This window comes from Pseudooceanicola pacificus (genome assembly GCF_009789075.1).
Lineage (GTDB): Bacteria > Pseudomonadota > Alphaproteobacteria > Rhodobacterales > Rhodobacteraceae > Pseudooceanicola > Pseudooceanicola pacificus.
In genome coordinates this window covers 423479-443032 of record NZ_WNXQ01000003.1, presented here as the reverse complement: position 1 = coordinate 443032, position 19554 = coordinate 423479, and the positions used below count along the sequence as shown (strand labels likewise).

The following is a 19554-nucleotide window of genomic DNA, read 5'->3' as shown; positions in this document are numbered from 1 at the left end:
GCTATTCCCTCACGAGGTCCCGCACCGCCTCCAGCACTTCGGCATTGGAAAACGGCTTGGTCATGAAGCGGCTGGCCCCGGCGGTGGCCGCCATCTCGCGGTCCTTGGCCTGCCCGCGCGCGGTCAGCATCAGCACCGGCAGATCGGCCGTACCGGCATCGGCGCGCAGCTCCTTGAGGATATCGTAGCCCGAGCGCCCGGGCAGCATGACATCCAGGATCACCAGGTCCGGGCGGCGGCTGCGCACCGCATCGGCGGCATCGACACCATTGGCATGGGTCGCGACCCGCCAGCCGTCGCGGGACAGGATGAAGCCGATGGCCTCGCTGATGTTCGGCTCATCCTCGATCACGAGAATATTCCTGCCCATCCGGTCCTCCCCTCCCAGCCGAGCCAATATCCCTTTTTTCTTATGGGTCCGCAGGCCGACCATGCAAGCGGCGAAAGCATCGCGGCGCAGATTATTATCCGCATCGCAGAAAATTTCCCGGCGATCCGCACGCCGGATCAGGCGTTTTCGGCCATGATAGAGGGCTCTCGCCGGGCGCGGCAGTCGTCGCGTGGGCAGATCCGGCAGGTCACGCCGACGCGCCGGCCCTCGCCCGCGGCCTCGCCCGGATCGGTCAGGATCAGCATATGCGCCTCGAACACGGGTTCGCGATCCGACGTGAGCGGGCCGACCGGCTGCGCCACGGCATGGGTGACAAACCGCCCCTCGCTGCGGCTGGCCAGGCGCAGGGTCTGACGCAGCGGGATCATCGGGCGCGACAGCGACTGGAACAGCGGCCAGAGCGGACAGGCGGTGCCGAACCGCGGCAGCGGAAAGCCCGGCAGCGGGCGGCGGAAGGTCAGCGTGCCGCTGGCATCGCAGATCACCAGCCCCACCGGCCCGCCAAGCGCCGCCGCCGCGGCGGGCGACAGGGTGGCGATCCGGCGCATCATCCGCCCGGGATCGACCCCGAACCGCGCAGCCAGCCGGGCCGGATCGCTGGCGGGGCCGGCCTGCTCCAGCGCGTCCAGCACCGGGTCATGCGGCAGGATCGCGGCATCCTCGCCATAGCGCGCAAGGATCGCCCGGGCCATCACCCGCGCGGTCTGCGAGGTCAGCGCCCCCGCCCCGGCGGCCAGCACCGACTCGGCCGTGCCCTCGCCCCCGCGTTCCAGTTCGGGGAAATGGAAATCGCGCGCGGCCAGGAAGCTTTCGACCTCGTCCTGGGGCGAATTCAGCGTGCTGTCGGCCTGCCGCCCGGCATCCAGATCGCCCACCAGCCGTTGCGCGCCCTCGGCCAGGCGCTTGGCATCCTCGTTGATGTTGCGGTGAAAGCGTTCGCGCCATTCCGGCTCCAGTTGCCTGGTCTCGACCAGGATCGAGGCGGTGGAATGGATCGCGGTCACGGTCGAAAGCACCTCGTGCAGCGAGGCCGCCAGGTGCGGGTCGTGCTCCAGCCGGTCGGTCAGGGCCTCGACAGTCTGTTCCAGCCCCGCGACACGGCGATAGCTGGCGGCCAGCAGCGCCGCCCAGCCCGGGAACCGTCCGGCAAAATCCTCGACCCGGCCGACCTCGGCGCCCGCATCGGGCAGGTCGGCGGCGGCCTCGCGCAGGGTGGCGATCAGGGCGGCCTCGGCCCCCTCGCTCAGCAATGCGGGTTCGACCTCCAGCGCGGCGGCGATGTCCAGCAGCAATTTGCCGCCGATTCTGCGGCGGTTGTGTTCGATCAGATTCAGATAGCTGGCGGAAATTCCCGCGCGCCGCGCCAGTTCCGCCTGACGCATCCCCAGGATGGTCCGCCTTTCGCGGATCCGGCTGCCGGTTAGCGGCGATCTGGCCATTGAGTTTTTCCTGACTTTCCAACGGGTTTCTGCGCCACGCAGAGAATAAGTTTACAACTTCTACCCCTTCGCAGTGGATTTGTTTACAAAAAAATCATTTCGAATAAGCGAGTTGTTGCGCATTTTTCATCAACTCTGCGATAACATCTTTGCACGAATGTGCGTCCCGTGCGGCGAGAGGAGATGCCGCCACGGTACACTCAACGGGAGGATTACATGTCCAACAGCAAATTCACACGCCGCGGCGTGATCAAGACAGGTGCGGGCGTCGGCGCGGGCCTCGCACTGCCGACGATCTTTGCCAGCCGCGCCAGCGCATTCACCAACGAACCGACCGGCTCCTCGGTCACGCTGGGCTTCAACGTGCCCCAGACCGGCCCCTATGCGGACGAAGGCGCGGATGAACTGCGCGCCTTTGAACTGGCGGTCGAGCATCTGAACGGCGGCGGCGACGGCGGGATGATGAACACCTTCTCGTCCAAGGCGCTGAAGGGCAACGGCATCATGGGCAAGAAGGTGGAATATGTCACCGGCGACACCCAGACCAAATCCGACGCCGCACGCGCATCCGCCAAGTCGATGATCGAAAAAGACGGCGCGGTGATGATCTCGGGCGGCTCCTCCTCGGGCGTGGCCGTGGCCGTCCAGGGCCTGTGCCAGGAAGCCGGCGTCATCTTCATGGCCGGCCTGACCCATTCCAACGACACCACCGGCAAGGACAAGAAGGCCAACGGGTTCCGCCACTTCTTCAACGCCTACATGTCGGCCGCCGCGCTGGCGCCGGTGCTGGAAAAGCTCTACGGCAAGGACCGCCGCGCCTATCACCTGACGGCGGATTACACCTGGGGCTGGACGCAGCAGGAATCGATCGCCGCCGCGACCGAAGCCGTGGGCTGGGAAACCGTCCGCAACGTTCTGACCCCGCTGGCGCAGACCGACTTCAGCTCGTATATCGCGCCGGTCCTGAACTCGGGCGCCGACGTGCTGGTGCTGAACCACTACGGCGGAAACATGGTCAACTCGCTGACCAACGCCGTGCAGTTCGGCCTGCGTGACAAGCAGGTGAACGGCAAGAACTTCGAAATCGTCGTGCCGCTCTACTCCGAGCTGATGGCGAAAGGTGCCGGCAAGAACATCGCGGGCATCGTCGGGTCGCAGAACTGGGACTGGAAGCTTGAGGACGACGGCACCAAGGCCTTCGTCAAGGCCTTCGGCGAAAAGTACGGCTTCCCGCCGAGCCAGGCCGCGCAGACCTGCTATGCCCAGACCCTGCTCTATGCCGATGCTGTGGAGCGTGCCGGTTCGTTCAACCCCTGCGACGTCGGCGCGGCCCTGGAAGGGTTCGAATTCGACGGGCTGGGCAACGGCCCGACCAGCTACCGTGCCGCAGATCACCAGTGCTTCAAGGACGTGCTGGTGGTGCGTGGCGCCGAAAACCCGCAGGACGAATTCCACCTGGTGGAAATCGTCGAAGTCACGCCGGTCGGCCAGGTCACCTATGCACCTGACCACCCGATGTTCGCCGGCGGCAACCTGGGCTCCTGCAACCCGGGCGCATAAGCGACAGAACCGGGATGCGCCGACCCGCGCATCCCACCCTTTCCGCCTCCGGGGCGGGACCGGCTTCGCCGCGGGGGTGCGTATCCACACGCACCCCAACGGCTTATCCATGCGAGAGGGACCATGGACGCGATCATCCTCCAATTCCTGAACGGCCTCGACAAGGGTTCGGCCTATGCGCTGATCGCCCTGGGCCTGACGCTCATCTTCGGCACGCTTGGCGTGGTGAATTTCGCCCACGGGGCGCTGTTCATGATCGGCTCGTTCTGCGCCGTGACCCTCAGCAAGCTGTTCACCCTCAGCTTCGAGACGCTGGACCCGACCCGCAAGGACTTCCTGGGCAACCCGCTGAAGATCAAGACGCCCTATGTCGAACAATGGTTCGGCCCGGACACCGGGGCCGTGCTGATCGACTGGGCCGTTCCGCTCGCCATCCTCTTTGCCATCCCGATCATGATCGCCGTGGGCTTCATCATGGAGCGGGGGCTGATCAAGCATTTCTACAAGCGCCCCCATGCCGACCAGATCCTCGTGACCTTCGGCCTGGCCATCGTGCTGCAGGAGCTGGTCAAGCATTACTACGGCGCCAACCCGATCCAGACCCCGGCACCCGAGGTGTTCCGCGGCTCCTTCGATTTCGGCACGCTGCTGGGGTTCGATCCCAACGTGATCATCTACCCCTACTGGCGCCTGGTCTATTTCGCCTTTGCCGCCGTGATCATCGGCGGGGTCTTCGCCTTCCTGCAGTTCACCACCTTCGGCATGGTCGTGCGCGCCGGCATGGCGGACCGTGAGACGGTGGGCCTGCTGGGCATCAACATCGACAAGCGTTTCACCATCATGTTCGGGCTGGCCGCCGCCGTGGCGGGGCTGGCGGGCGTGATGTACGCGCCGATCAACTCGCCCAACTACCACATGGGAATGGACTTCCTGGTGCTGTCCTTCGTGGTTGTCGTGGTGGGCGGCATGGGCTCGCTGCCCGGCGCCGTCGCCGCGGGCTTCCTGCTCGGCATCCTGGAAAGCTTTGCCTCGATGAACGAGATCAAGGGGCTGATCCCCGGCATCGACCAGATCATCATCTACGTCGTCGCCATCGTCATTCTGCTGACCCGTCCGCGGGGCCTGATGGGCCGCCGGGGCGTGATGGAGGAATAATCCATGCTCGGTCTCGACAAGAAAGATATGACCACGCTGCTGGTGGTCGCCGCCCTGGTGCTGCTGGCACCGTTCATCCTGAACCCCTTCCCCGCCAACAGCGCCATGGCGCAGTTCAACGCGGGCTATCCCGACCTGATGCAGCGGTTCGTGATCTTCGGGATCTTCGCCATCGGCTTCAACATCCTGTTCGGGCTGACCGGCTACCTCTCCTTCGGTCACGCGGCCTTTCTGGGGGTGGGATCCTACTCGGCCGTCTGGATGTTCAAGCTGCTGAGCATGAACGTGATCCCGGCGATCCTGCTTTCGGTCATCGTCGCGGGGCTGTTCGCGCTGGTCATCGGCTTCATCTCGCTGCGGCGCACGGGCATCTACTTCTCGATCCTGACGCTGGCCTTTGCGCAGATGTCGTTCAACCTGGCCTATTCCGTCCTCACCCCGATCACCAACGGCGAGACCGGGCTGCAGCTGACGCTGGAGGATCCCCGCATCCTGGGCCAGACCGCCACCGAAAGCGGCGGCATCCCGGTCACCAACCTCTTCGGGATCGAAATGCGCGGCTCGGAAACGCTCTACTTCGGCGACTGGTCGTTCCAGTTCTCGGCCGGGTACTACCTCTGCGCCATCATCATGCTGATCTCGTTCTACATCTCGGTGCGCATCTTCCGCTCGCCCTTCGGGCTGATGCTGCGCGCGATCAAGTCGAACAAGACGCGGATGAACTACACCGGGCTGAACACCAAGCCCTATGCCCTGGCGGCCTTTGTCATCTCGGGCATGTATGCCGGGCTGGCGGGCGGGCTGCTGGCCTCGATGGACCCGCTGGCCGGGGCCGAGCGGATGCAGTGGACCGCCTCGGGCGAGGTGGTTCTGATGACCATCCTCGGCGGCGCGGGCACCCTGATCGGGCCGGTGCTGGGCGCGGGCTTCATCAAGTACTTCGAGAACATCTTTTCCAAGATCAACGAGAGCGTGCTGCACAGCTGGTTCAGCTTCCTGCCCGAAAGCGTCGAGAACGGGGCCGTCTGGGTGGCCGAACATTTTGTCGGCGGCGGCTGGAGCCTGACCCTGGGTCTGCTCTTCATGCTGGTCGTCACCTTCCTGCCCGGCGGGCTGGTGGAGGGCGGACAGCGGATCATCAAGCTGTTCCGGCGCCGCAAGGCCGATGACGGCGCCGAACAGCGCGCCGCCAAGTCCCACCCCGCGGAATGAGGAGACAGGCCGATGGGCATCCTTGAAGTCAAGAACGTCAACAAGCGCTTCGGCGGCCTCAAGGCCCTGAGCGAGGTCAACCTCAGCGTCGCGGAAAATTCGGTCCATGCGATCATCGGGCCGAACGGCGCAGGCAAGTCGACCCTGCTGAACGTGCTGGTGGGCAAGCTGATCCCCGACACCGGATCGGTCATGTTCGACGGCCAGTCGGTGCTGGGCCGCACGCCCTACGAGATCAACCAGATGGGCATCTCGCGCGTGTTCCAGACGCCGGAAATCTTCGGCGACCTGACGGTGATGGAGAACATGATGATCCCCTGCTTCGCCAGGCGCGACGGGTCCTTCGAGCTGAACGCCCTGACCGGCGTCAGCAAGCAGGTCGACATCCGCGAAAAGGCCGAGCAGATGCTGATCGACATGAACATGATCGACAAGCGCCACATGCACTCGGCCTCGATGTCGCGCGGCGACAAGCGGCGGCTGGAAATCGGCATGTGCCTGGCGCAGGAGCCCCGGCTGCTGCTGCTGGACGAACCGACCGCCGGCATGGCGCGGGCCGACACCAACAACACGATCGACCTGCTGAAACAGATCAAGGCCGAACGCGACATCACCATCGCCATCATCGAACACGACATGCACGTCGTCTTCAGCCTGGCGGAACGGATCACCGTGCTGGCGCAGGGCACCCCCCTGGTCGAGGACGTGCCGGCCAAGATCAAGGGCCACCCCAAGGTGCGCGAGGCCTATCTGGGCGAAAGCGCAGCGGCGTAAGGAGCGAGCGACATGAACGTCAAACCCGATTTCTCGAAGGGCAAGAACTACGCCGAAACCGCCCCCGCCTTCCTCTCCGTCTGGAACATGGAGGCCTATTACGGCGAGAGCTACATCGTCCAGAACGTCAGCTTCAACGTGCACGAGGGCGAGATCCTCGCCCTGCTGGGGCGCAACGGGGCGGGCAAGACCTCGACCCTGCGTTCGATCGCGCGCATCGGGTCCCCCCTGGTGACGCATGGCGAGATCTGGCTGGATCACCAGCCGCTGCACAACATGGCCTCGCACCAGGCGGCGCAGGCCGGGCTGGCGCTGGTCCCCGAGGACCGGCGCATCATCGCCGGCCTGACGGTCGAGGAGAACATCCAGCTGGCCCAGATTGCCCCGCCGGTGGGCTGGTCGCTGGAGCGGCTCTACGAACTCTTCCCCCGCCTTGGGGAACGCCGCAAGCAGGAGGGCGTGACCCTTTCGGGCGGCGAGCAGCAGATGCTGGCCATCGCCCGCGCGCTGAGCCGGGACATCAAGGTGCTGCTGCTGGACGAACCCTACGAAGGGCTGGCCCCAGTGATCGTGGACGAGATCGAAAAGACCCTGCGCATCATCAAGGAACAGGGCATCACCACGATCCTGGTGGAACAGAACGCCGTGCGCGCGCTGGAACTGGCGGACCGGGCCGTGATCCTGGACACCGGATCGGTGGTTTTTGACGGCACCGCAGCCGAGGTGCTGGGCAATGACGACCTGCGGGCGGAATACCTGGCGATCTGACACGGACCATCTCCGCCAAAAGGACTGGTTGCGACCGCCTTGGCGGGGGTTCATGAATGGCCCCAACCGTCCACGGGATGAGGAGCACCAAGATGAGCGATATCAAGACATACCCCCCCTCCGCCGATTTTGCCGCCCATGCGCATGTGGATGCCGAGCGTTACGCGGCGATGTACAAGGCCTCTGTCAGCGACCCCGAGGGCTTCTGGGCCGAGCAGGCGCGCGAGCGGCTGGACTGGATCGAACCCTTCACCAAGGTGAAGGAGACGGATTTCACCCTGGGTAAGGTCTCGATCAAGTGGTTCGAGGACGGTGTGCTGAACGTTGCCCATAACTGCATCGACCGGCACCTGGATACGCGCGGCGATCAGACGGCGATCATCTTCGAACCCGACGATCCCGAAACCCCGGCACAGCACATCACCTACCGGCAGCTGCACGAAAAGGTCTGCCGCTTTGCCAATGTCCTGCTGGCCCAGGGCGTGATGCGCGGCGACCGGGTGGTGATCTACCTGCCGATGATCCCCGAAGCCGCCTATGCCATGCTGGCCTGTGCCCGTATCGGGGCGATCCATTCGGTTGTCTTTGCCGGTTTCAGCCCCGATGCGCTGGCCAACCGGATCAACGACTGCGAGGCCAAGGTCGTCATCACCGCCGACACCGCCCCGCGCGGCGGCCGCCGCACCGCGCTGAAATCGAACACCGACGCGGCGCTGCTGCATTGTTCCGACAAGGTGCGCTGCCTTGTCGTCAAGCACACCGGCGACCAGACCACCTGGATCGAAGACCGCGATGTCGATGTGAAGGCGATGATGGACGAGGTCGCGCCCGATTGCCCGGTCCGGCCCATGGGGGCCGAGGATCCGCTGTTCATCCTCTACACCTCGGGCTCCACCGGGAAACCCAAGGGCGTCGTACATACCTCGGCCGGCTACCTGCTCTACGGGGCGATGACGCAGAAATTCACCTTCGACTATCACGACGGCGATGTCTTCTGGTGCGGCGCCGATGTCGGCTGGGTCACCGGGCACACCTATATCCTCTACGGTCCGCTGGCGAACGGCGCGACGACGCTGATGTTCGAAGGCGTGCCCACCTGGCCCGACGCCAGCCGTTTCTGGCAGGTGATCGAAAAGCACAAGGTCAACCAGTTCTACACCGCGCCGACCGCGATCCGCGCGCTGATGGGCCAGGGCACCGGCTTTGTCGAAGGGCATGACCTGTCCTCGCTCAAGGTGCTGGGCACCGTGGGCGAGCCGATCAACCCCGAGGCCTGGAACTGGTACAACGACAATATCGGCAAAGGGAAACTGCCCATCGTCGACACCTGGTGGCAGACCGAGACCGGCGGCCACATGATCACCCCCCTGCCCGGCGCCGTGGCGACCAAGCCGGGGTCGGCCACCCTGCCCTTCTTTGGCGTGCAGCCCGTCGTGCTGGACCCGACCAGCGGCACCGTGATCGAGGACACCCAGTGCGAGGGCGTGCTGGCCATCGCCGAAAGCTGGCCCGGCCAGATGCGCACCGTCTGGGGCGATCACGACCGGTTCGAAAAGACCTATTTCGGTGACTACAAGGGCTATTACTTCGCCGGTGACGGCTGCCGCCGCGATGCGGACGGGTATTACTGGATCACCGGCCGCGTGGACGATGTGATCAACGTCTCGGGCCACCGCATGGGCACGGCCGAGGTCGAGTCGGCACTGGTGGCCCATGCCAAGGTGGCCGAGGCCGCGGTGGTCGGCTACCCGCATGAGGTCAAGGGCCAGGGCATCTATGCCTATGTCACGCTGATGAGTGGCGAGGAGCCTTCGGACGCGCTGCGCAAGGAGCTGGAGACCTGGGTGCGGACCGAGATCGGGCCGATCGCCAAGCCCGACCTGATCCAGTGGGCCCCGGGCCTGCCCAAGACGCGCTCGGGCAAGATCATGCGCCGGATCCTGCGCAAGATTGCCGAAAACGACTATGGCGCGCTTGGCGACACCTCGACCCTGGCGGATCCTTCGGTGGTGGACGATCTGATCGAGAACAGGATGAACAAGGCCTGACCCGGCCCCGCATATCCTGAACCCCGCCCCCCGGTGCCGCACAAGCGCCGGGGGTTTTCCGTTCCGGTCCCTGCCCGGCCCCCCGCCCGGCCCGCCTGCCCGGCCCCTGCGGCGGAAACCTGCCGCGACGGGACGCCCCGGGAACCGACTCGGCCCCCCGCCGGTTGCCACGGTGAACCATCGCAACCACGACAGGAGACCGAACATGACCACCATCAAGGCCACCCTGATGTCCGGCGCCGCAGCCATCGCGTTGCTGGCAGCCCCGCTGTCCGCCCAGACCGCCGACTCCGACGCCGCGACCAGCTCGCGGCTTGGCGACGGCGAGATCTCGGCCCAGGCAGAGGCATCGGGCGACACCGAAACCCTGCGCGACAAGGCGCGTGAGGCTGTCGACGCGGCGGGCCAGGCGCTCGAAAAGACCGGCGAGGCCATCGGCAACGCCGCCACGGCCACCGTGGATGCCGCATCCGACACCGCCGAGGCCGGGGCCGAAGCCGTGGCCGAGGGTACCGACAGCGCGGCAACCGCCATTGCCGACAGCGAGGACAGGATGGCCGGCGATGCCGCAGCCACGGCCGGTGGCACGATGACCGCGGGCAGCCTGGTCGGCGCCAATGTCGCCTCGTCCTCGGGCGAGCCGATTGGCGAGATCGACCGCGTCGTGCGCATCAACGACGAGGTCATGGCCGTGATCGGCGTCGGCGGCTTCCTCGGAATAGGCGAGCACGAAGTCGCGCTGCCGATCACCGAACTGGGCTGGCAAGGCGAGACCGTGACCGCCTTTGGCTATTCGGAAGAACAGCTCAAGAGCATGGCCGCGTATGATGCCGAGCTGGCCACCGCCGTCGAGGCGGACGAGCCGGTGACGCTGGGCCGTTCCTGACCCCGGGCCAGGACAGTGCACAATAGGGCCGCTCCGCCAACGCGCGGGGCGGCTCTTTTGCCGGGAATGGCCGAATCGGCCCTGATCGCGGGATCTGGCCGCTTTCCTCCCCCTCTCGCATCCCCTATAAGACAGCCAATTCACGAGAGGCCCCGAAACGAAGGGCCGGGGTTGCCGATTGAGGACTGCATGACCAACAAGACGCATGACGACGACGTCGCCTTTATCCGGGCGCTTGCTGAACTGCTGCGCGACAACGACCTGACCGAACTGCAGGTCAAGCGCGATTACGGAGAAGACGACAGTCTGAACGTGCGGGTCAGCCGCCAGACGCAGGTGGTCACCACCGTCCAGGCCGCCGCCCCGGCCGCCGCCGCCGCGCCCGCCCCTGCGGCGGCCCCCGCCGCCAAGGCCGCGGGCGAGGATCCGGCCAGCCATCCCGGCGCTGTCACCTCTCCGATGGTGGGCACGGTCTATCTGCAGCCGGAACCCGGCGCGGATGCCTTCGTCAAGGTGGGCGACACGGTGTCCGAAGGCGACACCCTGCTGATCGTCGAAGCCATGAAGACGATGAACCACATCCCCGCGCCGCGCAGCGGGACGGTCAAGCGGATCCTGATCGAGGACCGCGCCGCCGTCGAATTCGGCGCCCCGCTGATGATCATCGAATAAGGCCGCTCGCATGTTCGAGAAGATCCTCATCGCCAACCGCGGCGAAATCGCCCTTCGCGTCATCCGCGCGGCACGGGAAATGGGCATCCGCAGCGTTGCGGTCCATTCCACCGCCGACGCCGATGCGATGCATGTCCGCATGGCAGACGAAAGCGTCTGCATCGGCCCGCCGCCCAGCTCGGCCAGCTACCTGCACATCCCCTCGATCATCGCGGCCTGCGAGGTCACGGGCGCGCAGGCGATCCATCCGGGCTATGGCTTCCTGTCGGAAAACGCGGGCTTTGTGCAGATCGTCGAGGATCACGGCCTGACCTTCATCGGCCCGCGCGCGGAACATATCCGCATCATGGGCGACAAGATCACCGCCAAGGACACGATGAAGGCCCTGGGCGTGCCCTGCGTGCCCGGATCGGACGGCGGCGTGCCCACGCTGGAGGATGCCAAGCGCATCGGGGCCGAGATCGGCTATCCCGTCATCATCAAGGCCACCGCCGGCGGCGGCGGGCGCGGCATGAAGGTCGCCAAGACCGCGGCAGATATCGAACGCGCCTTTCACTCGGCCCGGGCCGAGGCCAAGGCGGCCTTTGGCAATGACGAAGTCTATATCGAAAAATACCTGACCACACCGCGCCATATCGAGATCCAGGTCTTTGGCGACGGCAAGGGCCATGCGGTGCATCTGGGCGAGCGGGACTGCTCGCTCCAGCGGCGCCACCAGAAGGTGTTCGAAGAGGCCCCCGGCCCCGTCATCACCCCCGAGCTGCGGGCCGAGATCGGCGCCATCTGCGCCAAGGCCGTGGCCGAGATCGGCTATTCCGGCGCGGGCACCATCGAATTCCTGTACGAGAACGGCGAATTCTACTTCATCGAGATGAACACCCGTCTTCAGGTGGAACACCCGGTGACCGAGGCGATATTCGGCGTCGACCTGGTGCGCGAGCAGATCCGCGTGGCCGAGGGCTATCCCCTGTCGTTCAGCCAGGACGACCTGACGATCAACGGCCATGCCATCGAGGTGCGCATCAACGCCGAGCGCCTGCCCGATTTCGCGCCGCGCCCGGGGCGGATCACCCATTACCACGCCCCCGGCGGGCTGGGTGTGCGGATGGATTCGGCACTCTATGACGGCTATTCGATCCCGCCCTATTACGACAGCCTGATCGGCAAGCTGATCGTGCATGGCCGCGACCGGCCCGAGGCGCTGGCCCGGCTGTCCCGCGCCCTGGGCGAGCTGATCGTCGACGGGGTCGAGAACACCGTGCCGCTGTTCCACGCGCTGCTGCAGGAGCCCGACATCCTGTCCGGCACCTACAACATCCACTGGCTGGAAGGCTGGCTGGAACGCACCTTCGAAAGCTGACGGGACGTGCCGCGCGCCTGAGCGCCGCGGCACAGGGCCCTCTCGCATTTCCGATGTCTCCGTGGCAGATTCCCGGCAAGGAGACTGCGACGCGGATGAAAGATCACGACGGCCTGACACCGGAACTGCTGCTGCATGCCTATGCCGTGGGCGTCTTTCCCATGTCCGAACACCGCGACGATCCCGATATCTTCTGGGTCGATCCCCGGCGGCGCGGCGTCTTTCCGCTGGACGGGTTCCGCATCTCGCGCTCGCTGGCGCGCACGATCCGCCGGATGGATTACCGCGTCACGGTGAACCGCGATTTCGCGGGCGTGGTGGATGCCTGCGCCGACCGGCCCGAGACCTGGATCAACACGACCATCGCCCGGCTCTATCAGGACCTGCATGACATGGGGCACGCCCATTCGCTGGAAGTGACCCGCGACGGCACCCTGATCGGCGGGGTCTACGGCGTGGCCATCGGCGGCGCGTTCTTTGGCGAAAGCATGTTCTCGCGCCAGCGGGACGCGTCCAAGATCGCGCTCGCCTGGCTGGTGGAGCGGTTGAACAGCGCGGGGTTCACCCTGTTCGACACCCAGTTCGTGACCCCTCACCTCGCCTCGCTGGGCGCGCAGGAAATCAGCCGGGCAGAGTACAGATCACGGCTGGCCGAGGCGTTGCAGGTCAGCGCGGATTTCACCGCGCCGACGATCCCGCGCGACCCTCAGAGCGTCTTGCAGCGCAGGACCCAGACGTCGTAGCGGAAATGATCCAGCGCGTTCAGCGCGGGCGACGAGGCGATCATCCAGCCCTCGAAGATCGGGGTTTCCGATTTCGCCGGTTCGCTGATCGTGAGAAAGGCAAAGGCGTCGCCATCCGGGTTGTCCCGGGGGTAGCGGCATTCCTTGAGCCGGATCACCAGCTTGCCGATCTGCACCGATCCGCCCGCCAGCATCTCGAAGGACGAAACCTGCCCGTTGATCTTGTCCAGCGCCTTGAGTTCGGCGCCCAGGCCCAAACTGGCATCTTCCTCAAGCACCGAGGTGACGGCGGCGGCGGGCCCGGCCAGCAGGGCCAGGGCAAGGGCGGCGGCACGGATCATTCCGACGAGCTCCCCCCGCTCCCGCCGACAAATTTCAGCAGCAGCGAAATCAGGCTGACGGCGCCCTGTGTGTCCTCGATCTCGGCGCCCGCGGTGTAGTTCATCGGTGACCCGCCGGGGCTGATCTCGATGAAATTGCCGCCAAGCAGCCCTTCGGAGCTGACGAGGACGGCGCTGTCGTCGGGGATCTCGATGCCGTTGGCGATCGAGAAGGAGGTCACCGCGCGGAAGGTCTTGGGGTTCAGCTCGATCCCGGTGACGGTGCCGATCTTGACCCCGGCCAGCCGGACATCGGTGCCGACCTGCACCCCCTCGGCCGAACGGAACGAGGCGTTGAGCGTGTAGCCCGCCGTGCTGGTCGAAAACCCTGCGGCCTGGCTGGCATAGACGCCGAACCCGATGGCAAGGGCCAGCACGGCCCCGCCGACGACGATCTCGGTGGTTTCACTGGCCATGCGGGATTATTCCGGGCTCCACGCCTCGTAATCGCGGCGCGGGGCCGGATCGGGGCGACGGATGGAGCCAATCGGCGCATAGGCCTGCGGGGTGCCGGTTAGGTTTTCCTGGTGCGGCTTTTCCCAGGCCTTGTGGGTCAGCGGCGCCTGGCTGGGCGTTTCGTCAAAGGTGTGGTGCAGCCAGCCGTGCCAGTCGGGGCTCACGCGGCTTGCCTCGGCCTCGCCGTTGAAGATCACCCAACGGCGCTTGCCGTCGGCCGTCTCGTAAAAGACGTTGCCCTGATCGTCCTCGCCCACCTTCTTGCCGAAGCGGCGGGTGTAGAGCGCGGTGTTGATGGTGGAGCCGTTCCACCAGGTGACCGCGCGCAGAAGGGTGTTGAGAATGCCCATGGACGCCTCCGAGAAATTCCACCCCTGATATGACCGATCGCTGCGGCAAGGTCCAGTGGATAGGCCCGCGGCGCGTGGCCTCAACCGATCTTTGCCGTCACCTCGATCTCGATGCGGAAAACCGGGTCGAGCAGCCCCGCCTCGATCATCGTGGCGGCGGGCGGATTGGGGCCGAAGATTTCGGCCAGCAAGGGCCAGCAGGGTTCGAAATCGGCGGCCCTGGGCAGGATGTAGTGGACGCGGACGACATCGGCCCATGTGGCCCCGGCCTCGTCCAGCGCGGCGGCGATCTTGGCCAGGGTGTTGCGGCACTGGGCGACCACGTCATCGGGCACCTCGCCGGTCTGCGGGTCCGCGCCGGTCGATCCCGCCACATGCACCCAGCCGTCGCCGGTCACAACCGCGCGGCAATAGCCGATCCTGGCCTCGTAGGGCCCCCCGGACGAAATCCTGCGATGCGCCATTGCCGCCTCCGCCTGTTGCACTGATGGCGCCACTATCGGGCCGGTGCCCCTGCCCGTCCAGCGCCGCCGTGCGACAGGGGCGCGCAGAATGCGAAACCGCCCGTGCAGCGATGCACGGGCGGTTTGTGGCGCGGGTCGCAGCGTCGAGCCGGTCAGCCGGCCGAGGCGCCCTCTTTCTTGCTGTCGGCATAGATCATCAGCGGCGCGGCTTCCGAGGTCACGGCCTCTTCGTTCACGACCACCTCTTCGACGTTCGACATGCTGGGCAGGTCGAACATGGTGTCGAGCAGGATGTCCTCCAGGATCGAGCGCAGGCCGCGGGCGCCGGTCTTGCGGGCGATGGCCCGCTTGGCGATCGCCTTGAGCGCGTCGTCGGTAAAGGTCAGCTGCGCGCCTTCCAGTTCGAACAGGCGCTGGTACTGCTTGACCAGGGCGTTCTTGGGTTCGGTCAGGATGGTGACCAGGGCGTCTTCGTCCAGGTCTTCCAGCGTTGCCAGAACCGGCAGACGGCCGACAAATTCCGGGATCAGGCCGAATTTCAGCAGATCCTCGGGTTCGAGATCCTTGAAGATTTCGCCCACACCGCGTTCGTCATTGTCGCGCACATCGGCGCCAAAGCCCATGGCCGAGCCCTTGCCGCGCTGCGCGATGATCCGGTCGAGGCCGGCAAAGGCCCCGCCGCAGATGAACAGGATGTTCGTGGTGTCGACCTGCAGGAATTCCTGCTGCGGATGCTTGCGCCCGCCCTGCGGCGGGACAGAGGCGACAGTGCCTTCCATCAGCTTCAGCAGGGCTTGCTGCACGCCCTCGCCCGACACGTCGCGGGTGATCGAGGGGTTTTCCGACTTGCGGGTGATCTTGTCGACCTCGTCGATATAGACGATGCCGCGCTGCGCCCGCTCGACATTGTATTCCGAGGCCTGGAGCAGCTTGAGGATGATGTTTTCCACATCCTCGCCCACATAGCCCGCTTCGGTCAGCGTGGTGGCATCGGCCATGGTGAACGGCACGTCGAGGATGCGCGCCAGCGTCTGGGCCAGCAGCGTCTTGCCGCAGCCCGTCGGCCCGATCAGCAGGATGTTGGATTTGGCGAGTTCGATTTCGCCCGATTTCTGCGAGTGGTTCAGGCGCTTGTAATGGTTGTGCACCGCGACCGAGAGCACCCGCTTGGCGATCTTCTGCCCGATGACGTAATCGTCGAGCACGTTGCAGATGTCCTGCGGCGTCGGCACCCCGTCCGAGCTTTTCAGCCCGGTGGACTTCGTTTCCTCGCGGATGATGTCCATGCAGAGTTCGACGCATTCGTCGCAGATGAACACCGTGGGACCCGCGATCAGCTTGCGTACTTCGTGCTGGCTCTTGCCGCAGAAACTGCAGTAGAGCGTATTTTTGCTGTCGCTACCCGAATTGTTCGCCATCTTGTACCTTTCGCCCTGGATGGGCTTTCCCGGTCTTCGGTAGGCCCACCCAGACCCGTATTTCCAAGCAGACTAGGGCAGCCCCCCACAGTCCACAATGTCAAAATTGCTTCACAAAGTCACTTGTGAAGCAATCCGATCACGAGTCGCCTTCGACCTTGGAACGGCTTTCGACGATTTCGTCGATCAGTCCCCATTCCTTGGCGTCTTCCGGCGACATGAAGTTGTCGCGCTCCAGCGCGCGCTCGACCGTTTCCAGATCCTGACCGGTGTGTTTCACGTAAATCTCATTCAGCCGGCGCTTGAGCTTCAGCGTCTCTTCGGCGTGGATCATGATGTCCGTCGCCTGGCCCTGGTAGCCGCCCGAGGGCTGGTGCACCATGATCCGGCTGTTCGGCAGCGAGGAGCGCATGCCCTTTTCGCCCGCCGTCAGCAGGAGCGAGCCCATCGAGGCCGCCTGCCCGATCACCAGCGTCGCGACCTTGGGCTTGATGTATTGCATCGTGTCGTAGATCGACAGACCCGAGGTCACCACGCCGCCGGGCGAGTTGATATACATCGAGATTTCCTTGGACGGGTTCTCTGCCTCCAGGTGGAGCAGCTGCGCCACGATGAGGCTGGACATGCCGTCATGCACCGGCCCGGACACGAAGATGATCCGCTCCTTCAGCAGGCGCGAAAAGATGTCATATGCGCGCTCGCCCCGGCTGGTCTGTTCGACCACCATCGGAACAAGCGTGTTCATGTAGAATTCTGCTGGATCTTTCATGTCCGACCTGCCTGCTTGTGCACTTCTGATCCCTAGCGATCAGTTCCTAAGAGAGTCTTAGTCACGCCCGAGAGGGGCTGCAAGAGCGGGTCGGACATAATGGCCCCGCGCAGGGCCTTCTGTCTCTGCCGATGACACAAAGGCGAGAGGGGCCCATTCGCAATGGCCTGTGCCCCGCGGCGGCCGGGGTCAGCCGCCGAAGGTCTTGAGGTATTCGATCACCGCGTCCAGGTCGCCCTGCTTCCTGAGGCCGGTGAAGGACATCTTGGTCCCGGGCAGATAGCCCTTGGGATCGGCCAGGAACCCGTGCAGCGCCTCGACATCCCAGACCGCGCCGCCATCGGCGAGCTTCTGCATCGCCGGCGAATAGCGGAACCCGTCGATGGCCCCGGCAGTGCGTCCGACAATGCCGTTCAACTCGGGCCCGGTGCGGTTCTGCGCGCCCTCGCCCACCTGGTGGCAGGCCTTGCACTTGCGGAACACCTTCTCGCCCTCGCCCGCCAGCGCCATGTCGATCGCCGCTGCATCGCCGGCGGGGGCCTCGGCGCCGGTGTCCTGCGGCGCGGCCGCTGGTGCCTCGGCAGGTGACTCGGCCGCCTCGGCGCTGGCCTCCTCCACCGCCGCGTCGGTGCCGTCATCCGGCGTCACGTCCAGCACGGCGGCGCGCATGGTGATCGCGACATTGTCCTTGCAGTTGTCCATGCAGGGTTCGCCGGTCCATTGCGGATATTCCGTCTGCGGTCGGTCGTCGAGGATGAAGCCATCGGCATTGGGCATCGCGATGTCGAGCAGGTTCTCGTTCGACAGGGTGAAATCCTCGTCCACGATATCGTTGGAATAGAGGATATAGGCCACCACGGCATAGACCTCGTCGGGGCTGAGCGTCTGCGCGTCGCCAAAGGGCATCGAACGGTGGACATAATCCCAGGTCGTGGTGAGGTAGGGCCAGTAGCTGCCCACGGTCTTGAGCGGGTCCTTGTCGGCGAGCGTGTCCATGCCCCCGGCCAGCTTGGGCCAGTTGCCACGCCCCTCGGCGAAATCGCCGTGGCACGAGGCGCACCGTTCCGAAAATATCTCGTCCCCGGTCCAGACATCGCCGGACCCTTCGGGCAGACCCTGGCCATCGGGGCGCACGTCGAGGTCCCAGGCCGCGATTTCCTCGGGCAGCGCAGGCCGGCCCAAGCCCAGCTTGCGCACCGGCATCTCTTCGGCATGGGCGGCGGCGACAAGGCCAGAGGGTTCGGCCTCTGCGGCCGGTTGTTGCGTGGCGACGGCGGCAGCCTGACCTTCTGTGGATTGCTCCACTTTATCAAATGCTTGCACAGCGGTTTTCACGCTGGCGGCGGGTGGATGCACGATATGGCCGTCGGCCATGAAGACCGCGGCGCCCAGCACGACAGCCGTGCCCGCGCCCGCAGCGGCGAAAAGTTTAAGAGACTTCGACATTCTCGGCCTCCCCGTTGTCCTTGACCCACCAGGTCTGGATGCAGTTGTTGTGATAGACCGAATTCTCGCCCCGCACTGCACGCAGCATGGCCTTGGTCGGCTGGACATAGCCGGTCTCGTCCATCGCGCGGGATTGCAGCAGCATCTCTTCGCCGTTCCACTCGGTATCCAGGTAGAAGCGCGCCAGGGCCTTGGTTTCACCGGGTTTCGCCAGGCGCGCCGTCTCCCAGGTCTTGCCGCCGTCCTTGGACACGTCGACCCGCTTGATCGCCCCGTGGCCCGACCAGGCCAGCCCGGTGATCACCAGCGGACCATGCCCATGCGTGATCGGCGCCTGCGGCGAGGGCGAGGTGATCACGGATTTCGCATCCATCACCCAGGTGAACCGGCGGCTGGTGCCGTCGGCGAGGGTGTCGGTATATTTCGACGTCTCTTCGCGGCTTTCCCAGGGCTGGTCCCCGACCTCGATCCGGCGCAGCCACTTGACCCACATGTTGCCTTCCCAGCCGGGCACGACAAGGCGCACCGGATAGCCATGTTCCTTGCGCAGCGCCTCGCCATTGGCCTTGAAGGCCACCAGGACATCGTCCATCGCCTTGTCCATCGGGATCGAGCGCCCGTTGGACGACGCATCGGCGCCTTCGACATAAATCCATTTTCCTTCGGGACTTACGCCAGCTTCTTCAAGCAGGGTGCGCAGGGGAACGCCGGTATATTCCATGTTGTGGATCATGCCGTGGGTGAACTGGGCGCCGTTCAGCTGGGCACCGGCCCATTCCATGCCCGTATTCGCCGCGCATTCGCAGAAATAGACGTGGTTCTGGCGCGGGAACCGTTCCAGATCGGCGTAGGTAAACACCAGAGGAGTGTCCACCAGGCCATTGATCATCAAACGATAATCCTCTTTCCGCAACTCGATCGCGCCGGAATGGTGACGCTCGAAGGCGCAGCCCTGCGGGGTGATCGTGCCGTCCAGCGCATGGATCGGGGTGAAGTTGATCGAGGATATCGGATCGGCCGTCAGCCAGGGCACGTTGCGGCGGATCACGTCGGCCTCGTACTCGATGGGCAGGCCATAGGGCGTGGCGTCGACACCATCGCCAAAGCCGTTGGCCCAGGGCTGGACCTCGGTGATCAGGGGATCGCCCCCTTCGGCCCGGCCCGGCCCGGCCGCAAGCATCGCCGCCCCGCCCGCCGCGCCCTGCAGGAAGGCGCGCCGCGTCGGGCTCTCTGCCTTGTGGTCGCTCATTGGATTTCGCCTCC

20 protein-coding genes and 1 pseudogene are annotated in these 19554 nt (G+C 65.5%); 11 read left to right on the top strand and 10 right to left on the bottom strand.

The annotated features are described in order from the left end of the window. Position 1: 1 nt before the first annotated feature. Together GLS40_RS07820 and GLS40_RS07815 are read right to left on the bottom strand one after the other, a co-directional pair. Positions 2 to 370 (bottom strand): response regulator transcription factor, encoded by a 369-nt coding sequence (locus tag GLS40_RS07820; protein ID WP_160382180.1) that lies wholly within the window; start codon positions 368 to 370, stop codon positions 2 to 4. A gap of 137 nt (positions 371 to 507) precedes the next feature. Further along, positions 508 to 1830 carry a helix-turn-helix transcriptional regulator gene (locus GLS40_RS07815; protein WP_160382179.1) on the bottom strand — a complete coding sequence of 441 codons (1323 nt, stop codon included), beginning with the start codon at positions 1828 to 1830 and terminating at the stop codon, positions 508 to 510. A gap of 216 nt (positions 1831 to 2046) precedes the next feature. Here GLS40_RS07815 and GLS40_RS07810 point away from each other — a divergent pair, with 216 nt between their 5' ends. The 11 genes and pseudogenes from GLS40_RS07810 to aat all read left to right on the top strand — a co-directional run bounded on the left by GLS40_RS07810 (position 2047) and on the right by aat (position 13008). Continuing rightward, positions 2047 to 3390 carry a substrate-binding protein gene (locus GLS40_RS07810; RefSeq protein WP_160382178.1) on the top strand — a complete coding sequence of 448 codons (1344 nt, stop codon included), beginning with the start codon at positions 2047 to 2049 and terminating at the stop codon, positions 3388 to 3390. Between the two features lie 123 nt (positions 3391 to 3513). Continuing rightward, positions 3514 to 4545: a branched-chain amino acid ABC transporter permease gene (locus GLS40_RS07805; RefSeq protein WP_160382177.1), complete on the top strand. Its 1032-nt coding sequence runs from the start codon at positions 3514 to 3516 to the stop codon at positions 4543 to 4545. 3 nt (positions 4546 to 4548) lie between these two features. Then, positions 4549 to 5757, top strand: a complete 1209-nt coding sequence (locus tag GLS40_RS07800; protein ID WP_160382176.1) for a branched-chain amino acid ABC transporter permease — start codon at positions 4549 to 4551, stop codon at positions 5755 to 5757. A 12-nt stretch (positions 5758 to 5769) separates the two neighbouring features. Further along, a pseudogene (locus GLS40_RS07795) lies at positions 5770 to 6288 on the top strand (ABC transporter ATP-binding protein); the annotation flags it as partial. A gap of 15 nt (positions 6289 to 6303) precedes the next feature. Further along, the gene (locus GLS40_RS18255; protein WP_408003727.1) at positions 6304 to 6531 is read left to right on the top strand and encodes an ABC transporter ATP-binding protein C-terminal domain-containing protein; all 228 of its coding nucleotides are present in this window, start codon (positions 6304 to 6306) and stop codon (positions 6529 to 6531) included. A gap of 12 nt (positions 6532 to 6543) precedes the next feature. Beyond that, positions 6544 to 7299: an ABC transporter ATP-binding protein gene (locus GLS40_RS07790; protein ID WP_160382174.1), complete on the top strand. Its 756-nt coding sequence runs from the start codon at positions 6544 to 6546 to the stop codon at positions 7297 to 7299. A gap of 92 nt (positions 7300 to 7391) precedes the next feature. After that, a complete protein-coding gene (gene acs / locus GLS40_RS07785; RefSeq protein ID WP_160382173.1) occupies positions 7392 to 9347 on the top strand; it encodes an acetate--CoA ligase in 1956 nt (651 codons plus the stop codon). Between the two features lie 205 nt (positions 9348 to 9552). Next, a complete protein-coding gene (locus GLS40_RS07780; protein ID WP_160382172.1) occupies positions 9553 to 10233 on the top strand; it encodes a PRC-barrel domain-containing protein in 681 nt (226 codons plus the stop codon). A 189-nt stretch (positions 10234 to 10422) separates the two neighbouring features. Then, positions 10423 to 10905, top strand: coding sequence for an acetyl-CoA carboxylase biotin carboxyl carrier protein (gene accB / locus GLS40_RS07775; protein ID WP_160382171.1), 483 nt, complete (start codon positions 10423 to 10425; stop codon positions 10903 to 10905). A 10-nt stretch (positions 10906 to 10915) separates the two neighbouring features. Then, a complete protein-coding gene (accC, locus tag GLS40_RS07770) occupies positions 10916 to 12265 on the top strand; it encodes an acetyl-CoA carboxylase biotin carboxylase subunit (RefSeq protein WP_160382170.1) in 1350 nt (449 codons plus the stop codon). 95 nt (positions 12266 to 12360) lie between these two features. Further along, the gene (aat, locus tag GLS40_RS07765) at positions 12361 to 13008 is read left to right on the top strand and encodes a leucyl/phenylalanyl-tRNA--protein transferase (RefSeq protein WP_160382169.1); all 648 of its coding nucleotides are present in this window, start codon (positions 12361 to 12363) and stop codon (positions 13006 to 13008) included. Here aat and GLS40_RS07760 read toward each other — a convergent pair. The 8 genes from GLS40_RS07760 to soxC all read right to left on the bottom strand — a co-directional run bounded on the left by GLS40_RS07760 (position 12972) and on the right by soxC (position 19540). Continuing rightward, on the bottom strand, positions 12972 to 13349 hold the full coding sequence (locus tag GLS40_RS07760) for a DUF2155 domain-containing protein (RefSeq protein WP_160382168.1): 378 nt from the start codon (positions 13347 to 13349) through the stop codon (positions 12972 to 12974). The two genes, aat and GLS40_RS07760, sit on opposite strands and share 37 nt — an antisense overlap. Further along, positions 13346 to 13804, bottom strand: a complete 459-nt coding sequence (gene mlaD, locus GLS40_RS07755; RefSeq protein WP_160382167.1) for an outer membrane lipid asymmetry maintenance protein MlaD — start codon at positions 13802 to 13804, stop codon at positions 13346 to 13348. Before mlaD ends, GLS40_RS07760 begins: the two co-directional genes overlap by 4 nt. Positions 13805 to 13810: 6 nt before the next feature. Further along, the gene (locus GLS40_RS07750; protein WP_160382166.1) at positions 13811 to 14194 is read right to left on the bottom strand and encodes an NADH:ubiquinone oxidoreductase subunit NDUFA12; all 384 of its coding nucleotides are present in this window, start codon (positions 14192 to 14194) and stop codon (positions 13811 to 13813) included. Positions 14195 to 14274: 80 nt separating this feature from the next. Beyond that, a complete protein-coding gene (locus GLS40_RS07745; protein WP_160382165.1) occupies positions 14275 to 14658 on the bottom strand; it encodes a RidA family protein in 384 nt (127 codons plus the stop codon). A 152-nt stretch (positions 14659 to 14810) separates the two neighbouring features. Continuing rightward, positions 14811 to 16076 carry an ATP-dependent Clp protease ATP-binding subunit ClpX gene (clpX, locus tag GLS40_RS07740; RefSeq protein ID WP_160382164.1) on the bottom strand — a complete coding sequence of 422 codons (1266 nt, stop codon included), beginning with the start codon at positions 16074 to 16076 and terminating at the stop codon, positions 14811 to 14813. A gap of 139 nt (positions 16077 to 16215) precedes the next feature. Beyond that, positions 16216 to 16845 (bottom strand): ATP-dependent Clp protease proteolytic subunit, encoded by a 630-nt coding sequence (locus GLS40_RS07735; RefSeq protein WP_160382163.1) that lies wholly within the window; start codon positions 16843 to 16845, stop codon positions 16216 to 16218. 189 nt (positions 16846 to 17034) lie between these two features. Continuing rightward, positions 17035 to 18291 (bottom strand): c-type cytochrome, encoded by a 1257-nt coding sequence (locus GLS40_RS07730; RefSeq protein ID WP_160382162.1) that lies wholly within the window; start codon positions 18289 to 18291, stop codon positions 17035 to 17037. Further along, positions 18275 to 19540, bottom strand: coding sequence for a sulfite dehydrogenase (soxC, locus tag GLS40_RS07725; protein ID WP_160382161.1), 1266 nt, complete (start codon positions 19538 to 19540; stop codon positions 18275 to 18277). Before soxC ends, GLS40_RS07730 begins: the two co-directional genes overlap by 17 nt. Positions 19541 to 19554: the final 14 nt, after the last annotated feature.